The organism is Acidithiobacillus ferrooxidans ATCC 23270 (genome assembly GCF_000021485.1).
GTDB classification, from domain to species: Bacteria; Pseudomonadota; Gammaproteobacteria; order Acidithiobacillales; family Acidithiobacillaceae; genus Acidithiobacillus; species Acidithiobacillus ferrooxidans.
On record NC_011761.1, the window covers coordinates 1,192,855 to 1,218,526 of the forward strand.

28 protein-coding genes and 1 pseudogene are annotated in these 25,672 nt (G+C 59.1%); 19 read left to right on the top strand and 10 right to left on the bottom strand.

Features of this window, described 5'->3' with window-relative positions; translation table 11 throughout:
- The 3 genes from AFE_RS06460 to AFE_RS06470 all read left to right on the top strand — a co-directional run bounded on the left by AFE_RS06460 (nt 1) and on the right by AFE_RS06470 (nt 3,230).
- Nucleotides 1-255 carry a DUF5372 family protein gene (locus AFE_RS06460; protein WP_162467497.1) on the top strand — a complete coding sequence of 85 codons (255 nt, stop codon included), beginning with the start codon at nt 1-3 and terminating at the stop codon, nt 253-255.
- Nucleotides 256-386: 131 nt separating this feature from the next.
- Nucleotides 387-884 carry a helix-turn-helix domain containing protein gene (locus tag AFE_RS06465; RefSeq protein WP_201763906.1) on the top strand — a complete coding sequence of 166 codons (498 nt, stop codon included), beginning with the start codon at nt 387-389 and terminating at the stop codon, nt 882-884.
- Between the two features lie 261 nt (nt 885-1,145).
- Nucleotides 1,146-3,230 carry a recombinase family protein gene (locus tag AFE_RS06470; RefSeq protein WP_012607045.1) on the top strand — a complete coding sequence of 695 codons (2,085 nt, stop codon included), beginning with the start codon at nt 1,146-1,148 and terminating at the stop codon, nt 3,228-3,230.
- 9 nt (nt 3,231-3,239) lie between these two features.
- Here the strand turns inward: AFE_RS06470 and istA are convergent.
- The 7 genes and pseudogenes from istA to AFE_RS16745 form a co-directional block, all read right to left on the bottom strand.
- Nucleotides 3,240-3,986, bottom strand: a pseudogene (gene istA, locus AFE_RS15610) (IS21 family transposase); the annotation flags it as partial.
- A 230-nt stretch (nt 3,987-4,216) separates the two neighbouring features.
- Nucleotides 4,217-4,354: a hypothetical protein gene (locus tag AFE_RS16340; protein ID WP_158303823.1), complete on the bottom strand. Its 138-nt coding sequence runs from the start codon at nt 4,352-4,354 to the stop codon at nt 4,217-4,219.
- 296 nt (nt 4,355-4,650) lie between these two features.
- On the bottom strand, nt 4,651-4,866 hold the full coding sequence (locus AFE_RS06485; RefSeq protein WP_012607049.1) for a hypothetical protein: 216 nt from the start codon (nt 4,864-4,866) through the stop codon (nt 4,651-4,653).
- Complete coding sequence (locus AFE_RS06490) at nt 4,863-5,183, bottom strand: helix-turn-helix domain-containing protein (protein ID WP_041645796.1); 321 nt, start codon at nt 5,181-5,183, stop codon at nt 4,863-4,865. The genes AFE_RS06485 and AFE_RS06490 overlap by 4 nt, the downstream gene beginning before the upstream one ends.
- Nucleotides 5,180-5,488, bottom strand: coding sequence for a type II toxin-antitoxin system RelE/ParE family toxin (locus tag AFE_RS06495; protein ID WP_049759499.1), 309 nt, complete (start codon nt 5,486-5,488; stop codon nt 5,180-5,182). The genes AFE_RS06490 and AFE_RS06495 overlap by 4 nt, the downstream gene beginning before the upstream one ends.
- A gap of 100 nt (nt 5,489-5,588) precedes the next feature.
- Nucleotides 5,589-6,884: an SAM-dependent methyltransferase gene (locus tag AFE_RS06500; RefSeq protein WP_236608981.1), complete on the bottom strand. Its 1,296-nt coding sequence runs from the start codon at nt 6,882-6,884 to the stop codon at nt 5,589-5,591.
- A gap of 137 nt (nt 6,885-7,021) precedes the next feature.
- Nucleotides 7,022-7,171, bottom strand: coding sequence for a type I restriction-modification system subunit M N-terminal domain-containing protein (locus tag AFE_RS16745; protein WP_236608982.1), 150 nt, complete (start codon nt 7,169-7,171; stop codon nt 7,022-7,024).
- Between the two features lie 64 nt (nt 7,172-7,235).
- Here AFE_RS16745 and AFE_RS16585 point away from each other — a divergent pair, with 64 nt between their 5' ends.
- From AFE_RS16585 to cydC, 4 genes are all read left to right on the top strand, one after another.
- Nucleotides 7,236-7,394 carry a GIY-YIG nuclease family protein gene (locus AFE_RS16585; protein WP_201763907.1) on the top strand — a complete coding sequence of 53 codons (159 nt, stop codon included), beginning with the start codon at nt 7,236-7,238 and terminating at the stop codon, nt 7,392-7,394.
- A gap of 382 nt (nt 7,395-7,776) precedes the next feature.
- Nucleotides 7,777-8,913, top strand: a complete 1,137-nt coding sequence (locus AFE_RS06505) for an FIST signal transduction protein (RefSeq protein WP_012536490.1) — start codon at nt 7,777-7,779, stop codon at nt 8,911-8,913.
- A 78-nt stretch (nt 8,914-8,991) separates the two neighbouring features.
- On the top strand, nt 8,992-10,749 hold the full coding sequence (gene cydD, locus AFE_RS06510) for a thiol reductant ABC exporter subunit CydD (RefSeq protein ID WP_012536491.1): 1,758 nt from the start codon (nt 8,992-8,994) through the stop codon (nt 10,747-10,749).
- The gene (gene cydC / locus AFE_RS06515) at nt 10,742-12,499 is read left to right on the top strand and encodes a thiol reductant ABC exporter subunit CydC (protein ID WP_009566343.1); all 1,758 of its coding nucleotides are present in this window, start codon (nt 10,742-10,744) and stop codon (nt 12,497-12,499) included. Before cydD ends, cydC begins: the two co-directional genes overlap by 8 nt.
- Here cydC and AFE_RS06520 read toward each other — a convergent pair.
- Nucleotides 12,496-12,843, bottom strand: a complete 348-nt coding sequence (locus AFE_RS06520; protein WP_009566341.1) for a hypothetical protein — start codon at nt 12,841-12,843, stop codon at nt 12,496-12,498. The genes cydC and AFE_RS06520 overlap by 4 nt on opposite strands.
- A 3-nt stretch (nt 12,844-12,846) precedes the next feature.
- Nucleotides 12,847-13,812: a CAF17-like 4Fe-4S cluster assembly/insertion protein YgfZ gene (ygfZ, locus tag AFE_RS06525; RefSeq protein WP_012536492.1), complete on the bottom strand. Its 966-nt coding sequence runs from the start codon at nt 13,810-13,812 to the stop codon at nt 12,847-12,849.
- On the opposite strand from ygfZ, the gene AFE_RS06530 reads away from it, so the two are divergent.
- Entirely contained in the window at nt 13,796-14,326 is a 531-nt protein-coding gene (locus tag AFE_RS06530) for a hypothetical protein (RefSeq protein WP_012607054.1), read from the top strand. The genes ygfZ and AFE_RS06530 overlap by 17 nt on opposite strands.
- Here the strand turns inward: AFE_RS06530 and nadB are convergent.
- Complete coding sequence (nadB, locus tag AFE_RS06535; RefSeq protein ID WP_012536494.1) at nt 14,271-15,860, bottom strand: L-aspartate oxidase; 1,590 nt, start codon at nt 15,858-15,860, stop codon at nt 14,271-14,273. The two genes, AFE_RS06530 and nadB, sit on opposite strands and share 56 nt — an antisense overlap.
- 116 nt (nt 15,861-15,976) lie before the next feature.
- Between nadB and rpoE the strand changes: the two genes are divergently transcribed.
- The 11 genes from rpoE to acpS all read left to right on the top strand — a co-directional run bounded on the left by rpoE (nt 15,977) and on the right by acpS (nt 25,669).
- On the top strand, nt 15,977-16,603 hold the full coding sequence (gene rpoE, locus AFE_RS06540; protein ID WP_009561172.1) for an RNA polymerase sigma factor RpoE: 627 nt from the start codon (nt 15,977-15,979) through the stop codon (nt 16,601-16,603).
- Nucleotides 16,600-17,262, top strand: a complete 663-nt coding sequence (locus AFE_RS06545) for a sigma-E factor negative regulatory protein (protein ID WP_009561171.1) — start codon at nt 16,600-16,602, stop codon at nt 17,260-17,262. The genes rpoE and AFE_RS06545 overlap by 4 nt, the downstream gene beginning before the upstream one ends.
- A gap of 169 nt (nt 17,263-17,431) precedes the next feature.
- Nucleotides 17,432-18,871 carry a Do family serine endopeptidase gene (locus AFE_RS06550; RefSeq protein ID WP_012607055.1) on the top strand — a complete coding sequence of 480 codons (1,440 nt, stop codon included), beginning with the start codon at nt 17,432-17,434 and terminating at the stop codon, nt 18,869-18,871.
- Between the two features lie 105 nt (nt 18,872-18,976).
- Nucleotides 18,977-20,779 (top strand): translation elongation factor 4, encoded by a 1,803-nt coding sequence (gene lepA / locus AFE_RS06555; RefSeq protein WP_009567236.1) that lies wholly within the window; start codon nt 18,977-18,979, stop codon nt 20,777-20,779.
- Nucleotides 20,780-20,845: 66 nt separating this feature from the next.
- Nucleotides 20,846-21,637 carry a signal peptidase I gene (gene lepB / locus AFE_RS06560; RefSeq protein ID WP_009567235.1) on the top strand — a complete coding sequence of 264 codons (792 nt, stop codon included), beginning with the start codon at nt 20,846-20,848 and terminating at the stop codon, nt 21,635-21,637.
- Between the two features lie 94 nt (nt 21,638-21,731).
- The gene (locus tag AFE_RS06565; protein WP_225487430.1) at nt 21,732-22,154 is read left to right on the top strand and encodes a DUF4845 domain-containing protein; all 423 of its coding nucleotides are present in this window, start codon (nt 21,732-21,734) and stop codon (nt 22,152-22,154) included.
- A gap of 62 nt (nt 22,155-22,216) precedes the next feature.
- On the top strand, nt 22,217-22,897 hold the full coding sequence (gene rnc, locus AFE_RS06570; protein WP_012536497.1) for a ribonuclease III: 681 nt from the start codon (nt 22,217-22,219) through the stop codon (nt 22,895-22,897).
- On the top strand, nt 22,890-23,804 hold the full coding sequence (era, locus tag AFE_RS06575) for a GTPase Era (protein ID WP_012536498.1): 915 nt from the start codon (nt 22,890-22,892) through the stop codon (nt 23,802-23,804). The genes rnc and era overlap by 8 nt, the downstream gene beginning before the upstream one ends.
- Nucleotides 23,794-24,561, top strand: a complete 768-nt coding sequence (gene recO / locus AFE_RS06580; RefSeq protein WP_012536499.1) for a DNA repair protein RecO — start codon at nt 23,794-23,796, stop codon at nt 24,559-24,561. The genes era and recO overlap by 11 nt, the downstream gene beginning before the upstream one ends.
- Nucleotides 24,558-25,283, top strand: a complete 726-nt coding sequence (gene pdxJ / locus AFE_RS06585) for a pyridoxine 5'-phosphate synthase (protein WP_012536500.1) — start codon at nt 24,558-24,560, stop codon at nt 25,281-25,283. The genes recO and pdxJ overlap by 4 nt, the downstream gene beginning before the upstream one ends.
- Nucleotides 25,280-25,669, top strand: a complete 390-nt coding sequence (acpS, locus tag AFE_RS06590; protein ID WP_009565421.1) for a holo-ACP synthase — start codon at nt 25,280-25,282, stop codon at nt 25,667-25,669. The genes pdxJ and acpS overlap by 4 nt, the downstream gene beginning before the upstream one ends.
- Nucleotides 25,670-25,672 lie beyond the last annotated feature (3 nt).

Genomic DNA, 25,672 nt, shown 5'->3' on the forward strand with positions numbered 1-25,672 from the left:
ATCACTCATCCCTTCCACCCGCAGCGGGGACAGCGATTTGTTTTGACCACGCGGCGGCAGAACTGGGGTGAGGACAGAGTCATGTATTACAACGCCCAGGGCCGTCTTTGCTCGATTCTGGCGTCGTGGACCAACGTTCCGGAAATGGATTTCTTTGCTCAGGCATCGGCAGGTCGGTCATGGTTCAGAACCGATGACCTGCTGCAACTGTCTGCGCTGATTCGCAGTTTACGGGAGGCTCATGGTGACAAGTAAATTATGCCGCACATGTCAGCATAATTATGCCGCAGGTGCACTCCTATACCCAGCCTGGCAAAGTGTTAACCGCTACTATATGACATTAAACACGAAGTTCTGTGGATTTATTGGGCTTGACATGAATTATCATGCGGCATATTTTATATTACACGTATGCTGCGGAGATTACCGATATGCCTCAGCCCGATCCAAAGTGCGAACGTTTGCGACGCTTGGGCGTTCTCAACCCCGATGCGCAACGCGTGCGAGCGCCTTTATTCCAGTCTGGCGATTTCTTCGATCCCCAGGACATGGTCCAGGTCAAATACGAAATGCTGCGCCACGCGCAAAATGGTGCCGCTTCCAAGTCCGTAGCCGCCACCCTGTTTGGTCTGTCGCGTCCCGCGTTCTATCAGGCAGAGTCCGATTTCAGGCGCGATGGCCTCTCTGGCTTGCTCCCCAAACAGCGCGGTCCCAAAGGCGCTCACAAGCTCACGGCCGAGGTGATGGCCTTTATCGAGGCGCGGCTAAACGCCGACGGTGGGATTCATGCCCGCACCTTGGCACAAGAAATTACCACGGCTTTAGGGCTTACCGTACACCCCCGCAGCATCGAACGCGCTGTGGCGCGCAAAAAAAAACGGTAACAGCCAGCGCGCCACGGCCACTGCCATCCTCTGCTACGGCCACTTACGAGGCGCTACGCCAGGATGTCCTGCAGGGATCTCCGTGTCATGAAGGCCGTGCGGCCTTACGCTACCATGGGATGCTGCCAGGTCTACAAATCTTGCTGCAAGCCACTGCGCCAATGCCAACGACACGGCAGACATCCCCTCGCCCAGTAAGCGACCCAGAACTGGTCCGCCTGCTCGCCAATCTCGTTTTACAAACCTACTCGGAGGCTACCCATGTCTACTGACCGGCTTCAGAAAATCACCACCGACCATCTCCGGCGCGACGCCTTTCTGTACGTCCGACAGTCTTCCTTGCGTCAGGTCATGGAAAACACCGAGAGCACCAAGCGTCAGTATGCGCTACGTGATCGCGCCATTGCTCTGGGCTGGCCGATTGAGCGTGTCCACGTCATTGATAGTGATCTGGGTTTGTCCGGTGCTCATGCACAGGATCGCGATGGCTTCCAGCATCTGGTCTCTGAAGTAGCGAATGGGCATGCCGGTATCGTCATCGGTCTGGAGGTGTCCCGTCTTGCCCGCAACAATGCCGATTGGCACCGTCTGATCGAACTTTCCGCGCTGAGCCAAACCCTGATCCTTGATGAAGACGGGATCTACGATCCCGCCCATTTTAATGATCGCTTGTTACTGGGCCTGAAGGGCGCGATGAGTGAGGCCGAATTGCACGTGCTCAAAGCCCGCCTGCAGGGTGGCATTCGCAATAAGGCCCGCCGCGGCGAACTCGAAATTCCCTTACCTATCGGCCTGACCTATCACCCTGGCGGCTCGGTCGTGTTGGATCCAGATGCCGCCATTCGTGCAGCCATTCAACTGGTTTTCGATACTTTTCGGCACACCCACTCAGCGACTGCGACGGTAAAACGCTTTCGTCGCGAGGGCTGGTTATTCCCACGTCGAATCCGACGCGGTATCGGCAAAGGAGAGGTGATGTGGGGCGCGATGGAACACTGTCGCGTTATCCAGGTGCTACACAATCCCCGCTATGCCGGTGCCTTTGTCTATGGACGCACACGAGGGGCCTATCGTCCAGGGAGCAGGCATACGGCCGTCACCGTTCCGCGGGAGGACTGGCAAGTCCTGATCCGCGATGCCCATGCCGGTTATATCGATTGGGAGGACTTCGAGCGCAATCAGATGATCTTGAAGCAGAATGCCGCAGGGTTTGGTCAATCCCAAAGAGGCAGTGTCCCACGGGAAGGGGTTGGCCTTCTGCAAGGTCGGGTCGTATGCGGTATTTGCGGGGCTCGCATGCGGGTACGGTACCAAGAGGTGGCGGGGAGGTTGGAGCCTTACTATATCTGCACCGAGAACGCGGTGCGGCGTGCCGGCAAACCCTGTCAGTCCATTCGTGGCCGCGCGGTCGATGACGTGATCAGCACCCTGTTATTGGATCGCGTAGCACCAACTGCCATCGAGGTGACACTGGCCGTCGAGGAAGAAATCGCCGGTCGTATTGCACAAGCGCAGGCCCAGCGGACACTCCAAATGGAACGTGCGCGTTACGATGCCGAGCTTGCGAGGCGTCGCTATCTGCTTGTTGATCCCAGCAACCGTCTTGTTGCGGATACCTTGGAGGCGGACTGGAATGAACGCCTGCGCCACCTGGATCTGCTGCAACAGGAACAAGATCGTCGACAGCAGGCAGACCAGAAATTGCTCAGTACACAGGAGTGCGCACAAATTCGCCAATTGGCAGAAGATTTCCCGCGAATATGGAACGATAACCGAGTGGCGCCGTTGGACCGCAAGCGCATGGTGGCTTTACTGATCGATGATGTCACCTTGATTAAGGCCGAACGCGTGACCCTCCAAGTGCGTTTTCGCGGTGGCCAAACCGCCACTCTGGAAGTCGACAAACCCAAACCCATCGCGCAGATCCGCAAGACGCTTCCTGAAGTCGTTGCCAAAATAGATGCTCTGCTGGAAACTTGTAGCGACCGGGAAGTTGCCGCAGAACTCAATGCGTTAGGCTATATGAACTGGCGTGGCGACACTTTCACCGCCAAGAAGGTGACCAGCTTGCGCAATGCTTACCACCTCGTCAGCCGCCATGATCGGCTGCGCGCCCGAGGTATGCTGACAGCTCATGAGGTGGCGGCCCAACTGAACGTGTGCGCGACGACAGTACATGATTGGGGCCGTGTGGGCGTACTGCAGGTGCATCGGTACGGTAATGACCGGCGTTGCTTATATGCGCCCCCAGGCGACGTTGTTGTAGTAAAAGGACAAGGCGGACGATACTGTGCTGTGCCGCCGAGGCTTATTCCTGTGCAATCTACTGAACAAGGTGCAATCTGATGCAGACTCCTTGTCTTTGGGTTTATAGGGGCGTGTCGGAAGCACTACGGCCCCGTAATGGGTGGCCAGATCCTGATAGCTGCGATTGATCTGCGGCTCATAGCGAGACGCCTTCGTAACGGCGGCTTTGAGGTTGTCGGGGACCAGCAGTACGGGGGCTCCGCCAAAGTACCGCAGGGCACGCACATGGGAGCCCAGAAAGTCGCTGAGGCTCTGGCTCCAGGTGGCTTCGCAATAGGTATAGCTGGAAGCCCCCAGCACCGCTACAAAGATCTGGGCCTGGCGAATCTCGCCGGTGCCGGGGTCAATGACTGGCACCGTGGGGCCGGCATAATCGATAAAGAGCTTGTCACCAGCCAAATGGTTCTGGCGCATGCTGCGCTTGAGACGGCCTTTCCACGCCCGATAGTGGGTGCAGAACTGGGAATACTGATAAACACGTTGCTCGTCATGCGCTGCTACATACTCCTCCCACAGCAGCTGTAGGGTCATCCCCTTGCGCCGCATCTCCGTGTGGATAGCCGCAAAATCAGGCATCACCGGCGCCGTCACAGTGGCGGATCGATGGCCGGGGAAAAGCAGCGCTTCCAGTTTTGCCGGGTCCATTTCGGGGGGCAAAGGCCATGAGACACTGGCCTGTTCGGCCTTCTGCAAATATTTGCCAACCGCTCCCTTAGAAAGCTGGCAGGCCTGCGCAATTTGCCGCTGGCTGAAGCCTGCGGCATGTAAACGGATTACTTCTTGAATTGCTCTCATGGTCATCCTCGGTGTGGGCATCCCTGATCTCCTGTAAAAAGAGCCAAGGATGCCGTTTAAGCCAATGAATGACCAAAATGTTTTCTTTTCGCCAAGGGGAAACCGGGACACCGTTCCGGCATCGTGGGCAGTGATTCCGGCATCGTGGGCACCGATTCCGGAAAACCCACAAAAGTGCCCACGATCAATCGTAATGGCTGCCCACGATCAATCGGAATCACTGTCCACGATCAAACGGAATGGGTGCCCACGATGCCCCGGAATACGCAGATAAATTCTCCATGGAGCACCAACCCCGATTGTGCGGTCATGGGTTCTTCCGTTGCTGCCAGCTTGAAAGGAAGCACGGTTCGTGCCATTTTCTTCATCGGACCCTCCTGCAAGTCTCCCGGTTGGTGATCAGCTTGTGCAAAGCCATTATACCGGAAACCCTTACAGATTGGGTCCTCCACGCTATTTTTCCCTTACTCCATCGCGGAATTAGGGATGCCTTATCCTCTTCCGGTTTCAGCCAGTCTTCAGCCAGCGCGGATTCCGAAAGCAAGGCTGCTTTTTTGGCAGGCGACGTCAGCAAGGCGCGCCCTGGCGGCAACGGCTTGTTGAGCCCTACCGGATGCACCTGTCCCTGTGCATCGATCTCTACCTCAATAGTCTGTAGCATGGCTCAATCCTCGGATTCTTCATCCAGTTGAAGATACACCACAAACTCACCCTCGACATCAACGGCCAGCATTTTACCCTCATGCAGGGCGCTTAATTCCTTCGTTGTGATCCTGATGAGGTCCCCGTTGCCCCAACGCTGGCCGAACACCGTATCCCCTTCCAGGGGACCCAAGGCTTCATTGACGATGGCTACCCCACGTTCCCGATCAACACTCATAGCGCACCGCCTTGTACCACCATGATATTTCCGGTCCCCGCGTGTTCCGGACCAATGACGATCTGGACATCTCGCCCTAGCCGCGCCAGACATTCCAGCATTTTGGCCTCGCTGATCCCCCGGAACTGCCCGCGTAGCATCAGGGACAGCTTGGGCTGCGGGATACCCAGCAATTCCGCAGCCTGGGATTGTGTCAGCCCTTTGCCCTGAATCATGTCGGCAATCCGGGATGCCAGTTGTGCCTTCAACAGCATCTCTTCCGCATCGGGCACACCGATGTCCGCATAGACATTGCCACCGCTCATCTCGATGTTCATTCAGTCATCCCCTTGGCGTGTCGTTCCGCCCATTTCAACCGCTCGTGTATCTTGTCCATGTCCGGTTTGGGTGTACGGATGCCCTGCGTAGATTTCTTCTGAAAGCAGTGAAGGACGTAGATCCTCTCTTGAAATCGCACCGTGTACACCGCCCGAAATGTATCCCCTTTGGAATCCTCGACAATCTCAACCACATCCGCCGAGCCAAAGCCCTTCATCGGCTTGGCCTGCACATGCTTGCCGCCAATTTGCGCCAGATGCAGCGCATACCCAAAGGTATCCCGCACGTCCCCAGGCATGTCCATGAGGTCCTTTTTGGCAGAGGCCACCCAGAGCAAATGGCGTTGCGATGAAACTATGGATCAAATTATATCTAATTGGGTATAAAGCGCAAACAGGGGCCGCTCACAGTTCATACCCCAGCATCCCCAGATTCTTCCGAATCTCATCTTCCAGCCGCCGTCCTTCTGCGAATTGTTCCGAGAGTTCCTTGGTCAACCTCGCCATCTTTTCTTCGAAAGGCTCATCGTCCTCATCCTTGGCCGCCGCACCCACATAGCGGCCCGGCGTCAGAACGTGACCGTTCTTGTGGATCTCGTCGAGGCTGGCCGCTTTGCAGAAGCCGGGCACATCCGCATATTCCCCGTCACCATCACCCCGCCAGTTATGGTAGGTGTCGGCGATCTTCTGGATGTCCTCGTCGGTCAGTTCCCGATGGGTGCGGTCGGCCATGAAACCCATGTTGCGGGCATCGATGAACAGCACTTCGCCTGACCGCTCAAAGAGTTCCTTGCCAGCCATGCCGCGTCCGTCATCCCGGTTCTTCGCCAGAAACCACAGGCAGACGGGGATCTGGGTGCTGTAGAAAAGCTGGCCGGGTAAGGCCATCATACAGTCCACCATATCCGCTTCGATGAGGTTCTTGCGGATCTCGCCCTCGCCGCTGGTGTTGGAGGACATGGACCCGTTCGCCAGCACGAGGCCCGCGATGCCATAGGGGGCCAGATGATGGACCATGTGCTGCACCCAGGCGAAGTTGGCGTTGCCGGTGGGTGGTATGCCGTACTGCCAGCGTTTGTCATCCCGCAGCAGATCGCCACCCCAATCGGAAATATTGAAGGGCGGGTTGGCAAGGATGTAATCGGCACGCAGGTCGGGATGCAGGTCTTTGTGAAAGCTATCCGCCGCTTCCGGTCCCAGATCGGCCTCGATGCCGCGAATGGCCAAATTCATGAGGGCCAGCTTCCAGGTGTTGGGATTGGATTCTTCCCCGTAGACGCTGATGTCGCCCACCTTGCCGCCGTGGGCTTCGATGAACTTTTCGCTTTGTACGAACATGCCGCCGGACCCACAACAGGGGTCATAGATGCGTCCCTTGTAGGGGGCCAGCATGGTGACCAAGGTTCTGACCACCGATGCCGGGGTGTAGAACTCACCACCGCGCTTGCCTTCCGCGCTGGCGAACCTGCCCAGAAAATACTCGTAGACACGGCCCAGGGTGTCGCGGGCCTGATGTTCCGCCGTGCCGAGGCCAATGGTACCGATGAGGTCCACCAGTTCACCCAGGCGGCGCTGATCCAGCGTGGGACGGGCATAGCCCTTGGGCAGGATGTTTTTCAGGTGGGGGTTTTCCCGCTCGATCTCGGTCATGGCATCGTCGATGCGCTTGCCGATGTCCGGCTGTTTGTCGGCGGCCTGCACCCTGTCCTAGCGGCCCGATAAGGGCACCCAGAACACGCCTTCCGCCGTGTATTCGTCGCGGTCTTCTGCTGCGTAAGTTCCGGCCTCTTCCCGAATGATTTCCGCATGCCTTTGGGCGAAGCGATCCGGGATGTACTTCAGGAAAATGAGGCCCAGCCCAGCACCACATGCTTGTAGTCGGCGGCGTCCAGATGGCCGCGCAGTTTGTCGGCGGTGGCCCAGAGTTTGGATTCGAGGCTCTGGCTGGTGGTGTCTTCGGTTTTCTTCTTGGCTGGTTCGCGCGGCATGGTGTCCCCTTTGCTTTTGTGGTGTTATAGCATGGAATGGCGGGGTGGTAAGAGGGGGGCTGGGATGGCGGGTGTGATTTATCTGATGACCAACATCGCCATGCCGGGGATGGTCAAGATTGGAAAAACCGAAAATGCGGACACCCTCTTGGGCTTAAATCGAATTCTGTTTGCTGAGGGTCGGCATAAATGGACCGTGTTGCAGACAAGCGAACAAGATTGAACTGCGCCGGCCTCATACTTGACCGCAATAAATCGGCGTCAGTGCGCTACGGTTGCTGTTTCGCACCCTGCGAGGGTGTGACAAATTTGTGTCACGATGTAACCTAAGTTCCTGGTGTGTGACATTGATTGACGTAGATTATGGCTTTGGCAAGCGGCGCAACTTATTGATAAATAAAGGGCTAAGATGAGAGTTACTGAATGGCATTCAAGAGGTCGGCGGTTCGATCCCGCCTGGCTCCACCAAATCAAAAGGCTGATCAGCCTTTTTTCCTCCCCGAAACGCAAAGCATGCATCTCGCCTGTTCCTGACAGGGCGCAATTCTTACAGGTTAAACTGATGGCGATATGGTGGCTGATTCCTTTGCTGACGAGGTTTTCCCTTGCAGGATGATCGGCTTTTTCCCTATGGTCATGCCCGCGGGGCGGGTTGGCGCGAAGCATTGTCCAGCGCTCTGGAGATGGCGGGACCGCGGGTGCGTGGTGGTACGCTGGGCTTTCTCTACGTCACCGACAGCTTTGAGTCCGATTTGCCGGATATCCTGAGCGCTGTGCGGGAACAGACCGGGGTACCCCACTGGACGGGATGCGTGGGGGCCGGCATCTGCGCGACCGCGCAGGAATACCTGGACGAACCGGCACTGGCTTTTATGGTGACGGATTTTCCCGAAACGGAATTTCGCCTCTTTGCCGGTATGGGCCCTTACCGGACCGGCAAGAGTTGGCCGACCGGACCGGGTCGTCCACCCTACTTTGCTATTGTTCATGGTGACTCCCAGACGCCGGATCTGCCTGATCTGGTCCGTGATTTTGCCGGGCAGATGGGCAGCGGTTTCATTACCGGGGGAATATGCAGCAGTCGCACCGACGGCGCGCAACTGGTGGATGAAGTCGTGCATGGCGGATTGAGCGGGGTGACGTTCAGCGAAAATATCGCCGTCGCTACCCGTCTGACCCAGGGCTGCAGTCCCATCGGGCCGATCCATCACATCAACGAAGCCCACAACAATGTAATTTCCCGTCTGGATGACCGTCCGGCGCTGGATGTGTTTAATGACGAGACCTGCGACATCCTCTCCCGGGATTTGCAGCGGGCGGCGGGCTTCATTTTTGTTGCGATGCCGGTGAAGAATGATGACCGTGGCGACTACATGGTGCGTACCCTGGTGGGCATCGACATCGAGCGCAAGCTGCTGGCGATCGGCGAATATGCAGAGGCCGGTCAGTCCCTGATGTTCTGCAAGCGGGATAGCGGTACGGCGGGCGAGGATCTCGAACGTATGCTCTCGGACATCAGCCGCCTGGCGGATGGAAGAAAGATCCGTGGGGGTCTTTATTTCACTTGTGTTTGGCGCGGCCAGAATCTGTTTGGCCCCGATTCTGCGGAATTGCGGATGATCCGGGACGGTCTGGGTGACTTCCCGTTGGTGGGTTTTTTTGCCAATGCCGAGATTTCTCATGATAAAATATACGGTTATACAGGGGTGCTTACCCTGTTTCTGGATGCACCCACTTCCTGAACCGTCAGTTGACTTTCAGCCATGGTGATCAGGCACCCGCTCTGTGCTAGAGTACACCGCTTATATTAGAGGTTGATAATGGCACAGATACCGGCGCAGCGGATGGATCAGCGGTTGATGCGGGAAGGGCGGCGCACCCGGGGTACGCTCTATTTCGGCATCGGACTGGGCCTGGCGGCTGGCCTGCTGATCATTCTCCAGGCCTTTCTGTTGGCGCACATCGTCGACGATGTCTCTTTTCATGGCTGGAATCTCGCGGCGGTGATGCCGCTGCTCTGGATCATGCTCGCTCTTTTCGTCGTGCGTGCGGGGTTTTCCTGGGCGAGCGAACTGGTCGCCTTTCACGCCAGCGCGCGTATCAAGACCTACCTGCGCGAGCGCCTGCTTTCCCACCTTCTGAACCTGGGGCCGGTGGCCGTGGCGGGTGAGCGCAGCGCCGACATCGCCAGCACCATGATTGAAGGTGTCGAGGCGCTGGAGCCTTACTTTTCGCGTTACCTGCCGCAAATGGCCTTGGTCAGCCTCATACCGCTGGCCATCCTCGTGTTCGTTTTCCCCGCAGACTGGATCAGCGGCCTGATTCTCCTCATCGCCGGGCCGCTCGTGCCCTTCTTCATGGTGCTGGTGGGCTACAAGGCGGAGGCCATCAACCAGCGTCAGTGGCGCAAGATGCTGTTGATGAGTGCCCATTTTCTGGATATGGTGCAGGGCTTGACCACGCTGAAAATCTTCGGCCGCGCCAAGGACGAGATCGAGATCGTCGCACGTATTTCGGATGACTACCGGCGCACCACCATGGCCGGGTTGCGGGTGGCCTTCCTGACGTCGGCGGTGCTGGAATTTTTTGCGAGCGTGTCCATCGCTCTGGTGGCCGTATCGTTGGGTGCGCGTCTGCTGGAGATCCCTCCCCCGGTCACCTTTTATACCGCCTTCTTCGTTCTTTTACTGGCACCGGAGTATTTCAACCCGCTGCGTGGCCTCGCCATCCATTATCATGCGCGGATGAGCGCCATTGCCGCCGCCAGACGCATCTTCGATATCCTCGACACGCCGCTGCCGGCACAGGGTACGCAGACGATGGCGTACCCCGACACCCAATCCGTCAGTCTCTCGGTGCACGACCTGCATTTCTCCTATGAGGAGGGCCGGGTGGCGCTGGCGGGTGTCAATGCCGAGTTCCCGGCGGGCAAGGTCACTGCGCTGGTGGGCGCCAGCGGAGCGGGCAAGAGTACCCTCGCCAATGCGTTGCTCGGCTTTGTGCAACCGGATTCGGGAGAAATCCTGATCAATGGCCGGATCCCTTTGGCCGTCCTGGACCGGGAAAGCTGGTGGCGGCAACTGGCCTGGGTGCCGCAGAATCCCCGCCTGTTTCACGGTACCATCGCCGAAAATATCCGCATCGGGCGCCCTGATGCGGATATGGCCGCCCTGCGGGAGGCCGCGAAAAACGCTCACGCGCTGGAATTCATCGAGGCTTTGCCCCAGGGCTTCGATACCCCGGTGGGGGATCTGGGGCAGGGCCTTTCCGGCGGCCAGATTCAGCGCGTCGCCTTGGCCCGCGCCTTTGTCAAAAACCCACCGATCTTCATTCTGGATGAGGCTACGGCGAGTCTGGACATGGAGAATGAATCGCTAGTCCTGGACGCCATGCAGCGGCTGATCCAGGGACGAACGGCGATCGTCATTGCGCACCGCCTGGCGATGGCAGAACGCGCTGATCAGATCCTGGTCATGGACGCCGGGAAAGTGGTCGAAGCCGGTACCCATAATGCACTTTTGGCGGCTGGCGGTGTCTACGCAAGGCTGGCGGCAGCCTATCGGGGGGACCATGCGTGATCTTTACCGGCTGCTGAAACTGTTTGGGCCCTTTAAGTTCTGGATGCTGGGAGGCGCCTTTCTGGCCCTGCTGACCATTCTTTCCAATTTCGGTCTGCTGGCCCTTTCCGGCTGGTTTCTGGCGAGTGCGGCGCTGGCCGGACTGGGTGGTTACGCCACCATGAATTTATATAACTTCTTCCTGCCGGCTGCCGGGGTGCGCGCTTTTGCGACGACCCGGGTCATCTCGCGCTGGCTGGAGCGCATTGTCACCCATGAGGCGACGTTCCGTCTGCTGGCCCAGTTGCGCACCTGGTTCTACACCCGCCTCGAGCCGCTCGCGCCCGCCGGGCTGCAAGGTTATCGTTCCGGCGATATTCTTTCGCGCCTCGTCGCCGATATCGATATTCTGAATAATTTTTACCTGCGGGTGTTTACGCCGTTTCTGGTGGCCGGGGTGGCGACGCTCACGATGGCGGGCGTCTTCGCTTTTTTCTCCTGGCGGTTGGCCATTGCACTCTTTCTTTTCCTCGCGGTTACCGGCCTGCTTCTACCGCTCCTCACGGAGCGGCTGGGTGCGCGCAGTGGCGCCGAGATGACCGGCATCCAGTCGGATTACCGGGTACAGGTGGTGGACGGCATGCAGGGCATGGCTGAACTGTTGACCTATAATGCCGGGCCGGAGATTCTGCGACGCACGGGCACACTCAACGATGCGCTGCTCCGGCGGCAGGCCCACATGGCGCAGATCGCCGGATTCGGCAACGCCGGCATGGGATTCATGGGCAATCTGGCGATTTGGGTTGTCGTGGTGCTGGCTATTCCTCTGGTCCATGGCAGGGTTCTGGGCAATTCGGATCTGCCCCTCCTGGCCCTCGGCGTGATGGGTTCCTTCGAGGCCATCGCCGCCTTGCCGCTGGCCTTTCAGTTTCTGGGGCAAACCCGCGCGGCCGCGCGCCGTATTTTTGAGGTGGCGGATACGCCCTTGCCGTTTCCGGATGCATCGGGACCCGCACCGCGGGTGGACCGGCCGGATCTGGAGCTCAAGGATCTGCACCTGCGCTATCCCGGCGCCCAACGCGACGCCCTGGCAGGCGTGGACCTCAGCATCCCGGCGGGCACATGGGTTGCGATCCTGGGGGCGACCGGGGCTGGCAAGAGCAGCCTCGCCAACCTGCTGCTGCGTTTCTATGACTATCAATCGGGCAACGCGTATCTGGGTGGCCATGAGTTGCGGGATTTCCCGGCAGACAATCTGCGCGCATATTTCGCTGTCGTATCCCAGCGCTCTTATCTCTTTCACAGTACGATCCGCGACAACCTGCTGGTGGCCAAGGGCGAGGCGGAGGAGGATGAACTCTGGGCGGCGCTGGCCACGGCACAGCTTGCGGAGTTCGTGCGCAGTCAGCCCCAGGGCCTGGATACCATTGTCGGCGAAGGCGGGGTGAAACTCTCCGGTGGTCAAGGCCGGAGAGTGGCCATTGCCCGGGCGATTCTCAAGGACGCTCCGTGGCTGATTCTGGATGAGCCGACCGAAGGGCTCGATCCGGTGACCGAGATGGAGTTCCTCAAAGACCTGCGCCAGATCATGGAAGGCCGCACCGTGCTCTATATTACCCATCGTCTGGTGGGCCTGGAGCACATGGACTGCGTTCATATTCTCGACGAGGGGCGGATCGTGGAGTCGGGGACCTATGGGGAGCTTTTACAGCGGGATGGACAACTCAGCCATTTCGCCACGTTCGGACAGGCTATTCCGGAGATTCACTAATTCTGGCGGCCGCCGCGGAAGCCGGAGAGCAGTTTCCGTTCCGTGGCCTCAGCTTGCTGCACGCTGGACTGGCAGGCCGCGCCGGAGGGGTTCCGCACGCACTTCAACTCGTCATCCAGCACCGCCGTGCCCGCTTTTTGCAACTGTGCCTGGCTGCTGCGGCTCCGGGGAGTGCTGGTTACCCACGACACCCCGTAACCGAGCGCCGAAGAGAGCAGTGTAGCCACCAGGAACACCAGCATCATACGGGTAAAACCGTGTTCTAGTCCCTGCTCGTCAAAGTAGCGCCTGCTGTACCAAGCGAATAGCGGATAACTGACCGTGCCCGCGACCAATCCCCACATAGGCTATTCCTCGCTGACAATGTCCAGAGGCAGGGTGTAGGGAAGTTTCCCCAGACTCAGAGGCGTGCCGCCCGGCGCCCCGGCCATCAGCGACTCCCCGGCGTTGGCGGCACGTAAAACGGCCAAGGCGGCAAAACCGCCCAGGGGATCCTGTGCGGCGTTGATAACGATGCCGATGCTCTGTGCACCCATGCTGGTGCAAAAGATTTCTTCGCCCGCCTGCAGTGGCGCCGACGCCGCGACCCGGTAGGTCTGGTTCTTGAGCTTGCCGAGATAGTGGGAGCGGGCGACGATCTCCTGCCCAGGATAGCAGCCCTTCTTGAAATTGATGCCCCCCAGCACCTCCAGATTCAGTTCCTGGGGAATGATTTTTTCCGTAGTGGCGCGGCTGATCATACCGACACCCGCCTGTATGGCCCACAGGCGCCAGTCCTCCGCGGCGCCGGATCGCGCGCCCGCTGCCCCCAGCTTGGCGCTCAGGGCCTCCACACGGGATGCGGGCAGAATGATCAGGAAGGCCTCCGCTTCCGCCCAGGGCAGGCGGGTAATGATGGCGTCGTCATGAACCACCCCGCTGTTGCCGCTTTTCCCCAACGCGATACCGAGGGCGCGGCCGAGTAGTTCCCCCGCACCGTTGCCATGGACGGCCAGCAAGGTGAATTCCGGTTCCCCCCGTTTGATCTCCAGCTTGGCCATCATTCGGAACTTGCGCAGACGCTCGATGACGGTATCGGCCATATCGTCGGCCAGACTCAGCCAAAAGTCGCTGCCATCGCGCTGTACGTAAAAATTGGCGATCATGCGTCCTTTGGCCGTGCTGTAGCTGCTCCATTGTCCGTGACCACTGGCCAGGGCACGCAGATCGTTGGAGAATTGCCCCTGTAAAAACTTTTCGGCATCCACGCCACTGGCGTGAATCAGGCCCAGTTCCGTATGCAGGGGGACAAAGGTAATGACGGCTGAAGACATGCGGATCGACTCCCGTTTGCAGAAACAGCACGGCCCCGATCATACCCCCATGGCCGACGGCGACAAAGTCCTGCCAGATCTATGCTTCGGCAGTGCCGGGCGACAACGCTGGTTGCAAAGTATTCCCTGCATCCTGGCTTTGCTTTGCGCGGGCTTTACGATGCTGCATGACTGGCGCTGGGGGCTGGTGCTGCTCGTCGTGCTGCTGGCATGGGTGGTCTGGCGCTGCCCCTGGAGTCTGCGCACGAATCAGGACATGCCGGAGGCCCTGTTGTCCGGCAGGGACGGCGGTCTGCAGGTACGGATGGACAGCGGCAGCGTGCTGCCCGTTCATCTGCGCGCCCGGCCATTTCTGCACCCGCGCCTCGGCATGATCCCCCTGCGGAGCGGCGATGGCCGTCGCGCGGTGCTGATTGGTCTGTTCGCCGCCGGGAACGATCCCTGGCGCCGCTGGCGCCTCAGGCTGCGCCAGGAATGGGACGCAAAAACGGAGACTGCTGATCCCGCTGGCTGATACTGTCCGCCGCGACGGCACGGCGTTGCGGGTGGTCACTGTTGAAATGGCAGCCGCGGGATTCTTCTCGCAGCAGCGCGGCACAGGTGAGGATTTTCGCGCATTGGCAGAGGTTGCGCAGTTCCTGATACGGCTGCGGTCCACACAGGCTGTCGCTGATGTGCGTACCCCGTTCATCCCAATACGCGCAGGCGGCGCGCAAGCCCTCGTCGTTGCGGACGATGCCCGCCGCCTGCCACATATTTACCTGCAGGTTCTGCCGCAGGGCGTTGATGTCCGTCCGGCGTGCGGCAGTGGTTGGTTGCCCCGGCGATCGCCCCGGCGTTTGCCGTGGTCTGTCGGGCAGGCGCGCTTGCCCTTCCAGGTCCGCAACAATGGCCGCCGCACCCACCACACATTCCAGCAGTGAGTTGCTGGCGAGACGATTGGCGCCGTGCAGTCCGGTAGAACTGACCTCGCCTGCCGCATAAAGGCCCGGAATGGTACTGCGCCCCGCCTCATCCACGACCACGCCACCACAGCTGTAATGGGCAGCGGGAACCACTGGAATGGATTCTCGTGTCAGATCATAGCCTTGTGCGCGGCAGTGTGCAAAGATGGCGGGGAAATGCCGGCGCACCAAGGTGGCTGGCTGTGCACTGATATCCAGAGTGACATAGTCGAGTTGATGTTGCTTCATCTCCAAATCGATGGCGCGCGCGACGATATCCCGCGGCGCCAGCTCGGCACGCGGGTCGTAACGCTCCAGAAAAGTGCTGCCATCCGGTAGACGCAGGATGGCACCCTCGCCCCGTAAGGCTTCAGACAATAAGAAAGGTTGGCTACCCGGCTGGTAAAGCGTCGTGGGATGAAACTGGATAAATTCCAGATTGGCAATTTCCGCGCCCGCCCGCCAGGCCAGCGCGATGCCGTCTCCGGTGGCCACCAGCGGATTGCTGGTGTGCAGATACAACTGTCCCGCCCCGCCGCTGGCGAGCACTACTGCCCGTGCCGTCCACAACTCGGGATGATCGCCCTTTGGGGGAAGCACCCAGGCGCCCTGGCAACGGTCCTCGGTGAGCCAGAGATCACTGGCATAGTGTCCTTCGGCCATCTGGATGGCGGGTTCCGCCAGCACCCGGCGCAGCAGGGTGCTTTCGATGACGTGGCCCGTGGTATCGGCACTGTGCAGTACCCGACGGGCCTGGTGTCCACCTTCACGGGTGAGATGCCAGCTTCCATCCGGCTGGCGGTCAAAGGGTACCCCCCAGTCGATTAATTGGCGCACGGCGTCCGGGCCCCGGCCGATGATCTGCCGGACTGCCTGCGGGTGACAAAGTCCCGCTCCGGCTCCCAGGGTGTCTTCGATATGCAGGGCAATGCTGTCGTGATCCATATCCATGACCGCTGCAATGCCGCCCTGCGCTCTGTCACTGGCGGAATCATCCGCCCGCCCTTTGCTTACGAGGCCGACACGGCCGAGTCGGCTGAGCCCCAGAGCCGTGCTCAGCCCGGCGGTGCCGGAGCCGATAATCAGAAAGTCGAAAGAAGGCATTTAGGATCCTGAGAAGGGTGTCGGGTGCGGGCGTTGCGAGAATTGGAATAAGTCATGATACGATGGTAAACGAATAAGGTGAATAACGGCATCCCAAGAAGAAAGGAAACGGCTGAATGGGTAAAATCATGGGACGCAGCACGGCGGGTGGTCAGGAACATGGCGCCCCCAGTGACCTGCTCCTCGTCCAGCGCGTACAAAAGGGAGAAAAGGGGGCATTTGATCTCCTGGTACGCAAATACCAGCACAAGGTGATTTCCCTGGTCGGGCGTTTTGTGCGCACTCCGGAGGAGGCCGAAGATGTGGCCCAGGAAGCCTTTGTCAAAGCCTACCGCGCGCTTGCCAATTTTCGCGGCGATAGCGCGTTTTACACCTGGTTGTATCGTATCGCCGTCAATACGGCAAAGAATCACCTCGTAGCCCAGGGCCGGCAGGTTTCCATTGTGGATGTGGAAACGGAAGATGCGGAACAATTTGCCAGTGCCGATGGACTAAGAGAATACGATACTCCGGAAGGGTTATTACTCAGTAGGGAGTTGGCGGAATATATCAACAAGGCATTGACTGCGTTGCCGGAGGATTTGCGCATGGCGGTCACCTTGCGGGAGTTTGAAGGCTTGAGTTACGATGAAATTGCCCAGGTCATGGAGTGCCCGGTGGGGACGGTGAGGTCCCGGATTTTTCGGGCGCGTGAAGCAATTGCCAGGGTTCTGGCCCCTTTGTTGGAGCGGGAAAAGTCATGAACGATGAAACGCAAAAAGAACTGATGGCGTTCATGGAGGGCGAGCTCAGTGGGCTGCGCGCCAGCCGTCTTGCCGCACGTATGCAGTGTGAGAGCGGTTTGCGTGAGGCATGGGAGTCTCAGTACCGCGTTTCCTTTCTTCTGCAAAATGACGGGAAAGGGGTTCGTCTGGCATCGGCTGGTTTCGCCGATCGGGTAGCCTGGGCGATCGTGAACGAACCCAGTCTCCTGGCGCCGCAACGTCCGCTGCGGCAGGGCAGTTCAAGAAGTTTCTGGGTGAAGACCGGTTCTGTGGCTGCGGTGCTGGTGGTATCAGTGACCTTGGTAGGTCTCCTGCCCCATCAAGGGGTGGGGCCATCCGTTGCTGGCGGCGGATCTGGTCATTATGCGCAGACCGCCGTGCTGAGGGGGTTTTCAACCCGTGGTGAAGAATTTCATCTCAGCCCCGTAGCGGATTTTGCGTCGCCGCCTGTCGGCACAAACGTGGTTATCCAGAGAGATATTCAACGGCTGTGGGTGCCCGGTGGTGGTAACTACCTCGTTTCCTCGCGGATTCCTTCCGCCTATGCTTCGGGGCAGTCTGGTCTGGAAAGTGCGGCCTATACGCCCGCGGAGGGGATCAGTGCGGCTTCCATGGCTTTTCCTGCAGGTTATCCCTAGAATCAGCGTTGGTCAGAATGCGTGCCGATACGTATCGGCACGGTGGCGCGATACCTGTTGCCAAGTGCTGCAGATACCGAGATGATAGATACGGTCTTGAATTAAGCAGCATATCGGATGGTTGGGAGGGGTCTTGAAAAATTGTGTGCTGGGTAGGCAGCGCCTTGTGATGGCGCTTTGTATGGGTTTGGGACTGAGCATAGGGGCGATGACGCCTGCTTGGGCGGATTCCGGTGCCAGCGGTCAGGCGTTGGTGGGGCTGCCTGATTTTACGCCCATCGTCAAGCAGTATGGACCTGCAGTAGTGAACATCAGCACGACGGAGACCAGAGTGGCGCGTGGTGTGACTTCCCCCTTCCCGCCGAACTCTCCCCTGAATCAGTTTTTCGCCCCCTTCTTTGGCGCACCGGGGCAACCTGGAGCACCTGGTGGCGGAGCCGGACAGAAATATCAGGTGCAATCCCTGGGTTCCGGTTTTGTCATCAGCTCCGACGGCTATATCGTGACTGCGGCGCATGTGGTGAAAGGGGCTCAGAAGATCATTGTCAGTCTCACCAATCATCATCAATATGCAGCTCACCTGGTGGGCCTGTCGGCGCGTATGGATGTGGCGTTGCTCAAAATTGACGCGAAGAATCTGCCGGTGGTACAGATTGGTGACTCCAGCAAGCTGGAGGTCGGACAGTGGGTGCTGGCGGTGGGTTCGCCCTTCGGCTTTGAGAACAGCGTCACCCAGGGTGTGATCAGTGCGACCTCGCGGCCTTTGCCGGATGATCCCTACATCCCGTTCGTTCAAACGGATGTGCCGATCAACCCTGGTAACTCCGGTGGCCCGCTATTCAATATGCGCGGTCAGGTCATCGGCATCAACGACCAGATCTATACCAATAGCGGTGGCTACATGGGGTTGTCTTTCTCTATCCCCATCAATGTCGCCATGGATGCGGTCAAACAGTTAAAGCTGCATCAGAAAGTGCATTTTGGCTGGCTCGGGGTCATGATTCAGGATGTCAGCATGGATCTCGCCAAGTCCTTCCACATGAAAGAGCCGGTGGGTGCCTTGGTGTCACAGGTTGTGCCTGACGGTCCGGCTGCCAAGGCGGGGTTACGTCCGGGAGATGTCATTGTCTCCTTTGACGGTCAGGCCATCTATAACTCTGGTCAATTACCGCCGCTGGTGGGAGTATTGCCCGCCGGTTTCAAGGCGAAGCTGGGGGTTATCCGTGATGGCAAGCCCATGAGCCTCAACATCGTGGTGGAGAGTCTGCCCGGCAACCTGGAGAATACGGTGGAATCCGCCGCATCCGGCGGTCCGGCGCAGGAAGGTGAAGTCAAACGACTGAATGTGCAGGTGGGTCCGCTGACTGCGGAGGCACGTAAGCAACTGCACGTGAATACTGGTGTCCTGGTCCTCGGGGTTGGTGTGGGGCCGGCGGCAGAAGCCGGTATTCGTCCCGGTGATGTGATCTTGCAGGTGGCACAGCAGCAGATTACCAATGCCGCCGACTTGCAGAAGCTGGTGGCTGCCTTGCCGGCGGGCCAGCCGATCCCGGTGCTGGTGCGACGTGGTGAGGGGAGTTTCTATCTGGTGCTTTCGCTGCCGCATTGAAGCAGGCGATCGCCGCGAAGGGCTGGGCGTTTGTACCAGCCCTTTTTGTGATTGCATCCGCCGGGGTGGTAGTACCCGCCCGGCGCCCATGGATTGACAGGCCAGATGACTGAACAGCAGCATATTCGCAATTTTTCCATTATTGCCCATGTGGATCACGGAAAATCCACTCTGGCGGACCAGTTCATCCGTCTTTGCGGGGCGTTGACCGAGCGTGAAATGTCCAGTCAGGTGCTGGATACGATGGATATCGAACGCGAACGCGGCATTACCATCAAGGCGCAGAGCGTGCGCCTGCAGTTTCGCGCCGCAGATGGACAGGAGTACCAGTTCAACCTCATCGATACACCGGGCCATGTGGATTTTTCTTACGAAGTGAGCCGTTCCCTGGCTGCCTGTGAAGGCGCGCTGCTGGTCGTGGATGCATCGCAGGGGGTGGAAGCGCAAAGCGTAGCCAACTGTTACACGGCGCTGGAACACAACCTGGAGATCCTGCCGGTCCTCAACAAAATCGATCTGCCGGCTGCCGATCCGGAGCGGGTGCGCAGGGAGATTGAAGCAATAGTCGGGCTGCCTGCTGACGATGCCGTAGAGGCCAGTGCCAAAGAAGGTACCGGTATTCGGGAGATTCTGGAGCGGGTGGTGGAACGCATCCCACCTCCCCAGGGTGATCCGGAAGCTGCGCTGCAAGCCCTCATCATCGACTCCTGGTTCGATAATTATCTGGGGACGGTGGTATTGGTGCGGGTGATGAACGGTTCCATCCGTCCCGGTCAGCGCATCCTGACGATGGTGGGTCAGAAACCTTATGTGGTAGAAAAGGTTGGCGTTTTTACCCCAAAATCCCTGATGGTCCCCGCCCTGGAAACGGGTGCGGTGGGCTTTGTCATTGCGGGCGTGCGGACCATTGAAGGCGCCCGGGTGGGAGATACCCTGACCGAGCAGGACCGCCCCGCCAGCGCGCCTCTGCCCGGTTTTCGCGAGGTGCAGCCACAGGTATTTACCGGGCTCTATCCGGTGGACTCGGCGGATTACGAAAGCTTTCGCGAGGCGCTGCAGAAGTTGCGCCTGAATGACGCGGCCCTGCAGTTTGAGCCGGAGACTTCACAAGCCCTGGGTTTTGGTTTCCGGTGCGGATTTTTGGGGCTTTTGCATATGGAAATCGTGCAGGAGCGTCTCGAACGCGAGTACCAACTGGAACTGATCAGTACGGCACCCACCGTGATCTATGAGGTGCTTACCACCGACGGCCAGGTGCTGAAGATTTCCAATCCCGCCGAATTGCCTGCGGCACAGAAGATTGCGGATATTCGCGAGCCGGTGATTACCGCGAACATTCTGGTACCGGAAACGTATCTCGGCCCGGTAATCGCTCTTTGTGAAGAGCGGCGTGGGCGACAGAAGAATATGCAGTTCACCGGCGGGCAGGTAATGCTGCGCTATGAGTTGCCGCACAATGAAGTGGTCCTGGATTTTTTTGATCGCCTCAAATCGGTGAGCCGGGGTTATGCCTCCATGGACTATGAATTTGCACGTTTTGAGAGTGGGCCGCTGGTGAAAATGGACATTCTCATCAACGGGGAAAAGCTGGATGCACTGTCCTGGATCGTGCACCGTGATGTGTCCGAACGGCGCGGCAGGGAACTGGTGGTCCGTTTGCGTGATCTGATTCCCCGACAGATGTTCGAGGTGGCTATCCAGGCAGCGATCGGCGCCAGGGTCATCGCCCGGGAGTCGGTCAAGGCCCTGCGTAAGAATGTGCTGGCCAAGTGTTATGGTGGCGATATTTCGCGCAAACGTAAACTGCTGGAGAAGCAGAAAGAGGGCAAAAAGCGCATGAAGCAGGTTGGTCATGTGGAGATTCCCCAGGAAGCCTTTCTGGCGGTGCTGAAAAGTGACAAGAGGTAAAACGCGCACTGCGCAACTTGTGCGGAGGCTGATTTTGGGCGCATTCACAATGAAGGACAGGTACTGATGGATTTTACCCTGGGATTGTTTCTGGCGGTTGTACTTTCCGGCCTGATCTGGCTGGGCGATCTGCTGTTTTTGCGAAGGAAGCGGCCCGCGGGAGCCAGGGAATCCGTCGTTGTCGAGTATGCCCGGAGTTTTTTTCCGGTATTGCTCATTGTTTTTTTGATCCGTGCATTTCTGTTTGAACCCTTCCAGATACCGTCCGGATCCATGATACCGACCCTGCGGGTGGGCGATTTCGTGCTGGTCAATAAATTCCAGTGGGGATTGCGGCTACCGCTGATCCACACACCCATTACCCGGGGCAGTCCGGTGGAAGCGGGTGATGTCATGGTGTTCCGTTATCCCAAAAATCCGCGTGTGGACTACATCAAGCGGGTCATCGGCCTGCCCGGCGACACGATTGAGGTCAGGGGGGATGCACTCTACATCAACAATAAACTAGTGCCACAAAAACTTATCGGTACTTTTAATTATCGGCCGGAAGGGCAGGGCGCGGAGGGTATGGTTATCCCTACCAAAGAGTATGAGCAGGAACTCGGTGGCCACAAATTCCATATTATTGAATTTGCCACGCCCGAAGCCCAAATGAATTTCGGTCCCTACAAGGTGCCGCCTCACTCTTATTTCATGATGGGGGATGACCGGGACAACAGTAATGACAGCCGTTTCTGGGGCGTCGTACCGGAACGCAATATCGTTGGGAAGGCAATGTTCGTGTGGTTCTCCTGGGATGCCGAGAATTGGTCCATCCGCTGGAACCAGATCGGCCGCGCACTGGACGGGGCTTCCTGAGTCCGGAGGTTGCACTTGCAAAATCCCTGTTCAGGACTAAGTAAGGGATAGGGATGAATCCAGAGATCCGGGAGGGCTCGGAATGTGTGACCCCATGTCAGACCAACAAGTCATAAGGATTTATTCGGGCCAGCAAAGCGGGTACGCGCGGTCCCTGATCACGCGGCGTTCGGGTGAGGCAGGGCTTTCATTTGTCGGTGCGATCTTCTGGCTGTTGATCCTGGTCTTTGTCGTCGCCTTTGTAGTGAAGGTGATGCCGTCCTACTATGATTACTGGTCTCTGAAAAATATCGTCAGCCAGCAGGAGCGGCAGTCCGTGCCGGGAGAGTCTGCTGCCCAGATTCGCCGCGACCTCAATGCCCGCCTGGATGTGGCGATGATCCATATCCCGCAGAAAGGCATCCAGATCGAAAAAGCGGGTGCAGGACCGGTGCTGATCACCGTCAGTTATGACAAGATCGTGCCATTGGTTGGCAATGTCAGTTTGTTACTGCATTTTGACGCCGCAGGGCATTGAAAATCTTTTAGGTATATGATGCAGTTCTTCTTCCCATTTTTAATGCCTGAGTCGATGCGTTTATGGATGTTTTAGAATCTCTGCAACAGTCGGTCGGCTATCAATTCCGTGAGCAGTCCCTGCTGTTGCAGGCGCTGACCCATCGAAGTGCGGGCGCCCGGCACAATGAACGGCTGGAGTTTCTGGGGGACGCGGCACTGAATTTTGTAGTAGCGGCAAAACTCTTCGCCCGCTTTCCCAAGGTGAGCGAGGGGGATCTGTCGCGGATGCGGGCACGGCTGGTTCGGGAGGAAACCCTGGCGGAGATCGCCGGAAAAATCGCTTTGGCCGATTCCCTGATCCTGGGCCCCGGAGAAATACGCAGCGGTGGCGCCCGGCGAGACTCCATCCGCGCCGATGCCTTGGAGGCGGTGATTGGTGCGGCTTTCCTGGATGGCGGCTTTGGTGCGGCGGAGCGTATCGTTGCACAACTGGTCGAGCCCTTGATGACTGATGACCTGGGTGGCGAAGAGTTGCGCGATCCCAAAACGCGCCTGCAGGAATTCCTGCAGGGACAGGGACGTCCTGTACCCGTCTATACGACGGTGGCGGAAAAAGGACAGGCCCATGAGCGGCGTTTCGTGGCGCGTTGCAGTGTGCCTGGCGCCGAAGCTACCGAAGCGGAGGATGGCAGCCGGCGGAAAGCCGAACAGCAGGCGGCGGCGCTGATGCTGGCACAACTGCAGGTTGCCGTGCATGGATGAGATCAAGAGCGGCGCTCCTGACGAAGGGTACCGCAGCGGATATGTGGCGCTGCTCGGGCGTCCTAATGTCGGTAAATCCACCCTGCTGAATCATCTGGTCGGGCAGAAAATCAGCATCACGGCGCCGCGTCCGCAGACTACCAGGGATCAGATTCTCGGGATACTGACCCGCCCCGACGGACAACTGCTCTTTCTGGATACGCCGGGCGTGCATAGTGGCTATCGCAGCCTGAACCGACACCTGCTGCGGGCCACCCGGGGGGCGCTGGAATCCGCGGATCTGGGCGTGCTGGTGGTAGAGGCGCTGCTGTGGACCCATGACGACGCGGAGGCCCTGCGCTGGTTGCAGCGGGCCGGTATTCCGCTGGTGGCCGTGGTAAACAAGGTGGATCGGGTTGCGAGCAAGGCGCGTCTGTTTCCCTATCTGCAGGCATTGGCGGAGCGTGGAGAATTCGCGGCGATCATACCACTCTCGGCGCGCAGGGCGCCGGACGTGGAGCGTCTGGCTGATGTGCTGGTGCCACTATTGCCACCGGCTCCGGCGGCTTTCCCGGAGGATCAGGTCACCGATCGCAATCTGCGGTTTATGGCGGCAGAAATCATTCGCGAGCAGATATTCCGGCAACTCGGTGCGGAACTACCCTACGACACGGCCGTTGCCATTGAAAGCTATCAGGTGGAAGGTGGCCAGCAGCGCATAGAGGCGACCATTTATTGTCGGCGGCCGGGGCAGAAAGCCATTATTCTGGGCGACGGCGGCAACCGTCTGCGGGTGATCGGCAGCCGGGCGCGGGAGGCACTGCAGCAGTTGACCGAAGAGCGGGTCTGGCTGGGATTATGGGTCAAGCAGAAGGAACAGTGGTCGGAAGACCATCATATCCTGCGCGAGTTGGGGTATGACGACTGAACCCGGTGATCGCGCCTGGGTGCTGCATCACTACCCTTACGGAGATACCAGCCTGATAGTGGAATTGTTTACCCGGACACAAGGTCGACTGGGGGTGCTGGCCAAAGGTGCCCGACGCGCGCGTTCTGCGCTGGCGCGGATCGAGGCGGGGCGCCCCCTGTGGGTGCGCTGGCTGGGACGGGGGGAGTTACCGGTACTGGCGCAGGCGGAAGAACTGGGTCCGTTTCTGCCACTCAATCCACTACAGAATCTCAGCCTTTTTTATGTCAACGAGCTGCTGTTGCGGCTGACCCAGCGTAGAGACCCCTTCCCCGATCTCTTTCAAGTCTATGAAGAAACCATCGATGCGTTGTGCAGTGAACCGGGGGAAGGCTGGTATCTCCGGCGTTTCGAACGGCGCCTGCTGGAAAATCTGGGGTGGGCACCTGATCTGGCGCATTGCGCGGAGTGTGGCCGGTCTCCCGATGCGGCATCTTCAGAACACTGGTTATACCAGGCCGCACACGGTGTATTCTGCCGGGCCCATGCGCCCGATGCTGCGGTGGCCATAGAGGCGGCGGCCCTGGTCTGGTTACGGGGGGCGATGCAGACACGCAGTATGCCAGTCTGGAATTCCTCCCTACGGCGTTGTCTGGAACAGGAGTTGCTGGTCCATCTGGGCGGACGCCCACTGGAGAGTCGCCGCCTCCTTACGGCATACTTGCGCAGAACACAGCCCGCGATGACGATACAGAAAAGGGAGGAGCACAGCGAATGATTGCCTTGGGGGTGAATATCGACCACGTTGCGACGTTGCGGCAGGCGCGCGGCACCCGCTATCCGGACCCGGTGGAGGCGGCCTTCGTCGCCGAACGCGCTGGCGCCGACGCCATTACCGCGCATCTGCGTGAGGATCGACGGCACATCGTGGAGCGGGATGTGGAAATTCTCAGCCAGACCCTGCGTACCCGCCTCAATCTCGAAATGGCCGTTGAGGAAGGTGTCTTGCGTGTGGCGGAGCGCCTATCCCCTAGCGACTGCTGTCTGGTGCCGGAACGCCGTGCGGAGCTGACCACCGAAGGCGGACTGGATGTTGCCGGACAATTGTCTCGTATCAAAGAGGCCTGCCAGCGTCTGGCCGCTGCCAAGGTCAGGGTATCGCTGTTTGTCGACCCCGACCCTTTTCAGTTGGAGGCGGCGATGGAAACCGGAGCGCCCGTGGTCGAGCTGCATACGGGCCGTTATGCCAATACCGCTGATACGGCGACGCGTGCTGAAGAACTGGGCCAGATCACCAGCGCAGCAAGCTTTGCCGATAGCCTCGGCCTGCAGGTGAATGCCGGGCATGGTCTCGATTACCACAACGTGCAGGCGGTGGCAGCGATCCCCTATATCCGGGAGTTGAATATCGGCCATGCCATCGTTGCCCATGCCGTATTTGTCGGTATGGCGACGGCGGTGGCGGATATGAAAAGACTCATGCTCGAGGCGCGTGGATGATCGTGGGAATGGGGACGGATATCGTTGCCGTCGAGCGAATGGCCCGTCTCCATGCCCGCTTCGGGGAACGTCTGACCGAGCGTCTGCTGGGACCTTTGGAGGTGGCGGACATGCCGGTGGAAGCCGCGGCCGGCGCCGCTTTTCTGGCGCGACGTTTCGCGGCCAAGGAGGCCACATTCAAAGCCTTGGGTAGCGGCATGACTAATGGGATGCGCTGGATGGACGTGCAGGTGGGCCACGATTCGGGCGGGCGTCCGCAATTGGTGCTGGGCGGTCGCGCGCAACAGCTCCTACGGGGGCTCGGGGATGGCGTGCGCAGTTGGCTGTCCATCAGCGATGAGCGTCGCTATGCCATGGCGGTCGTGGTGCTGGAACGGGGAGGATAGGCG

Bases quoted from the DNA above. Each gene is read 5' to 3' on its own strand.
- era (WP_012536498.1), top strand. From the start codon at position 22,890: ATGGATGAGATCAAGAGCGGCGCTCCTGACGAAGGGTACCGCAGCGGA.
- lepB (WP_009567235.1), top strand. From the start codon at position 20,846: ATGGATTTTACCCTGGGATTGTTTCTGGCGGTTGTACTTTCCGGCCTG.
- acpS (WP_009565421.1), top strand. From the start codon at position 25,280: ATGATCGTGGGAATGGGGACGGATATCGTTGCCGTCGAGCGAATGGCC.
- rpoE (WP_009561172.1), top strand. From the start codon at position 15,977: ATGGGTAAAATCATGGGACGCAGCACGGCGGGTGGTCAGGAACATGGC.
- AFE_RS06530 (WP_012607054.1), top strand. From the start codon at position 13,796: ATGACGGCTGAAGACATGCGGATCGACTCCCGTTTGCAGAAACAGCAC.
- AFE_RS06565 (WP_225487430.1), top strand. From the start codon at position 21,732: ATGTCAGACCAACAAGTCATAAGGATTTATTCGGGCCAGCAAAGCGGG.
- cydD (WP_012536491.1), top strand. From the start codon at position 8,992: ATGGCACAGATACCGGCGCAGCGGATGGATCAGCGGTTGATGCGGGAA.
- AFE_RS06485 (WP_012607049.1), bottom strand. From the start codon at position 4,866: ATGAGTGTTGATCGGGAACGTGGGGTAGCCATCGTCAATGAAGCCTTG.
- rnc (WP_012536497.1), top strand. From the start codon at position 22,217: ATGGATGTTTTAGAATCTCTGCAACAGTCGGTCGGCTATCAATTCCGT.
- cydC (WP_009566343.1), top strand. From the start codon at position 10,742: ATGCGTGATCTTTACCGGCTGCTGAAACTGTTTGGGCCCTTTAAGTTC.
- AFE_RS06550 (WP_012607055.1), top strand. From the start codon at position 17,432: ATGGCGCTTTGTATGGGTTTGGGACTGAGCATAGGGGCGATGACGCCT.
- AFE_RS06465 (WP_201763906.1), top strand. From the start codon at position 387: ATGCGGCATATTTTATATTACACGTATGCTGCGGAGATTACCGATATG.
- AFE_RS16745 (WP_236608982.1), bottom strand. From the start codon at position 7,171: ATGCCGCGCGAACCAGCCAAGAAGAAAACCGAAGACACCACCAGCCAG.
- AFE_RS16585 (WP_201763907.1), top strand. From the start codon at position 7,236: ATGGCGGGTGTGATTTATCTGATGACCAACATCGCCATGCCGGGGATG.
- pdxJ (WP_012536500.1), top strand. From the start codon at position 24,558: ATGATTGCCTTGGGGGTGAATATCGACCACGTTGCGACGTTGCGGCAG.
- AFE_RS06495 (WP_049759499.1), bottom strand. From the start codon at position 5,488: ATGGACATGCCTGGGGACGTGCGGGATACCTTTGGGTATGCGCTGCAT.
- AFE_RS06470 (WP_012607045.1), top strand. From the start codon at position 1,146: ATGTCTACTGACCGGCTTCAGAAAATCACCACCGACCATCTCCGGCGC.
- nadB (WP_012536494.1), bottom strand. From the start codon at position 15,860: ATGCCTTCTTTCGACTTTCTGATTATCGGCTCCGGCACCGCCGGGCTG.
- AFE_RS16340 (WP_158303823.1), bottom strand. From the start codon at position 4,354: ATGAAGAAAATGGCACGAACCGTGCTTCCTTTCAAGCTGGCAGCAACG.
- AFE_RS06520 (WP_009566341.1), bottom strand. From the start codon at position 12,843: ATGTGGGGATTGGTCGCGGGCACGGTCAGTTATCCGCTATTCGCTTGG.
- AFE_RS06490 (WP_041645796.1), bottom strand. From the start codon at position 5,183: ATGAACATCGAGATGAGCGGTGGCAATGTCTATGCGGACATCGGTGTG.
- ygfZ (WP_012536492.1), bottom strand. From the start codon at position 13,812: ATGTCTTCAGCCGTCATTACCTTTGTCCCCCTGCATACGGAACTGGGC.
- recO (WP_012536499.1), top strand. From the start codon at position 23,794: ATGACGACTGAACCCGGTGATCGCGCCTGGGTGCTGCATCACTACCCT.
- AFE_RS06545 (WP_009561171.1), top strand. From the start codon at position 16,600: ATGAACGATGAAACGCAAAAAGAACTGATGGCGTTCATGGAGGGCGAG.
- lepA (WP_009567236.1), top strand. From the start codon at position 18,977: ATGACTGAACAGCAGCATATTCGCAATTTTTCCATTATTGCCCATGTG.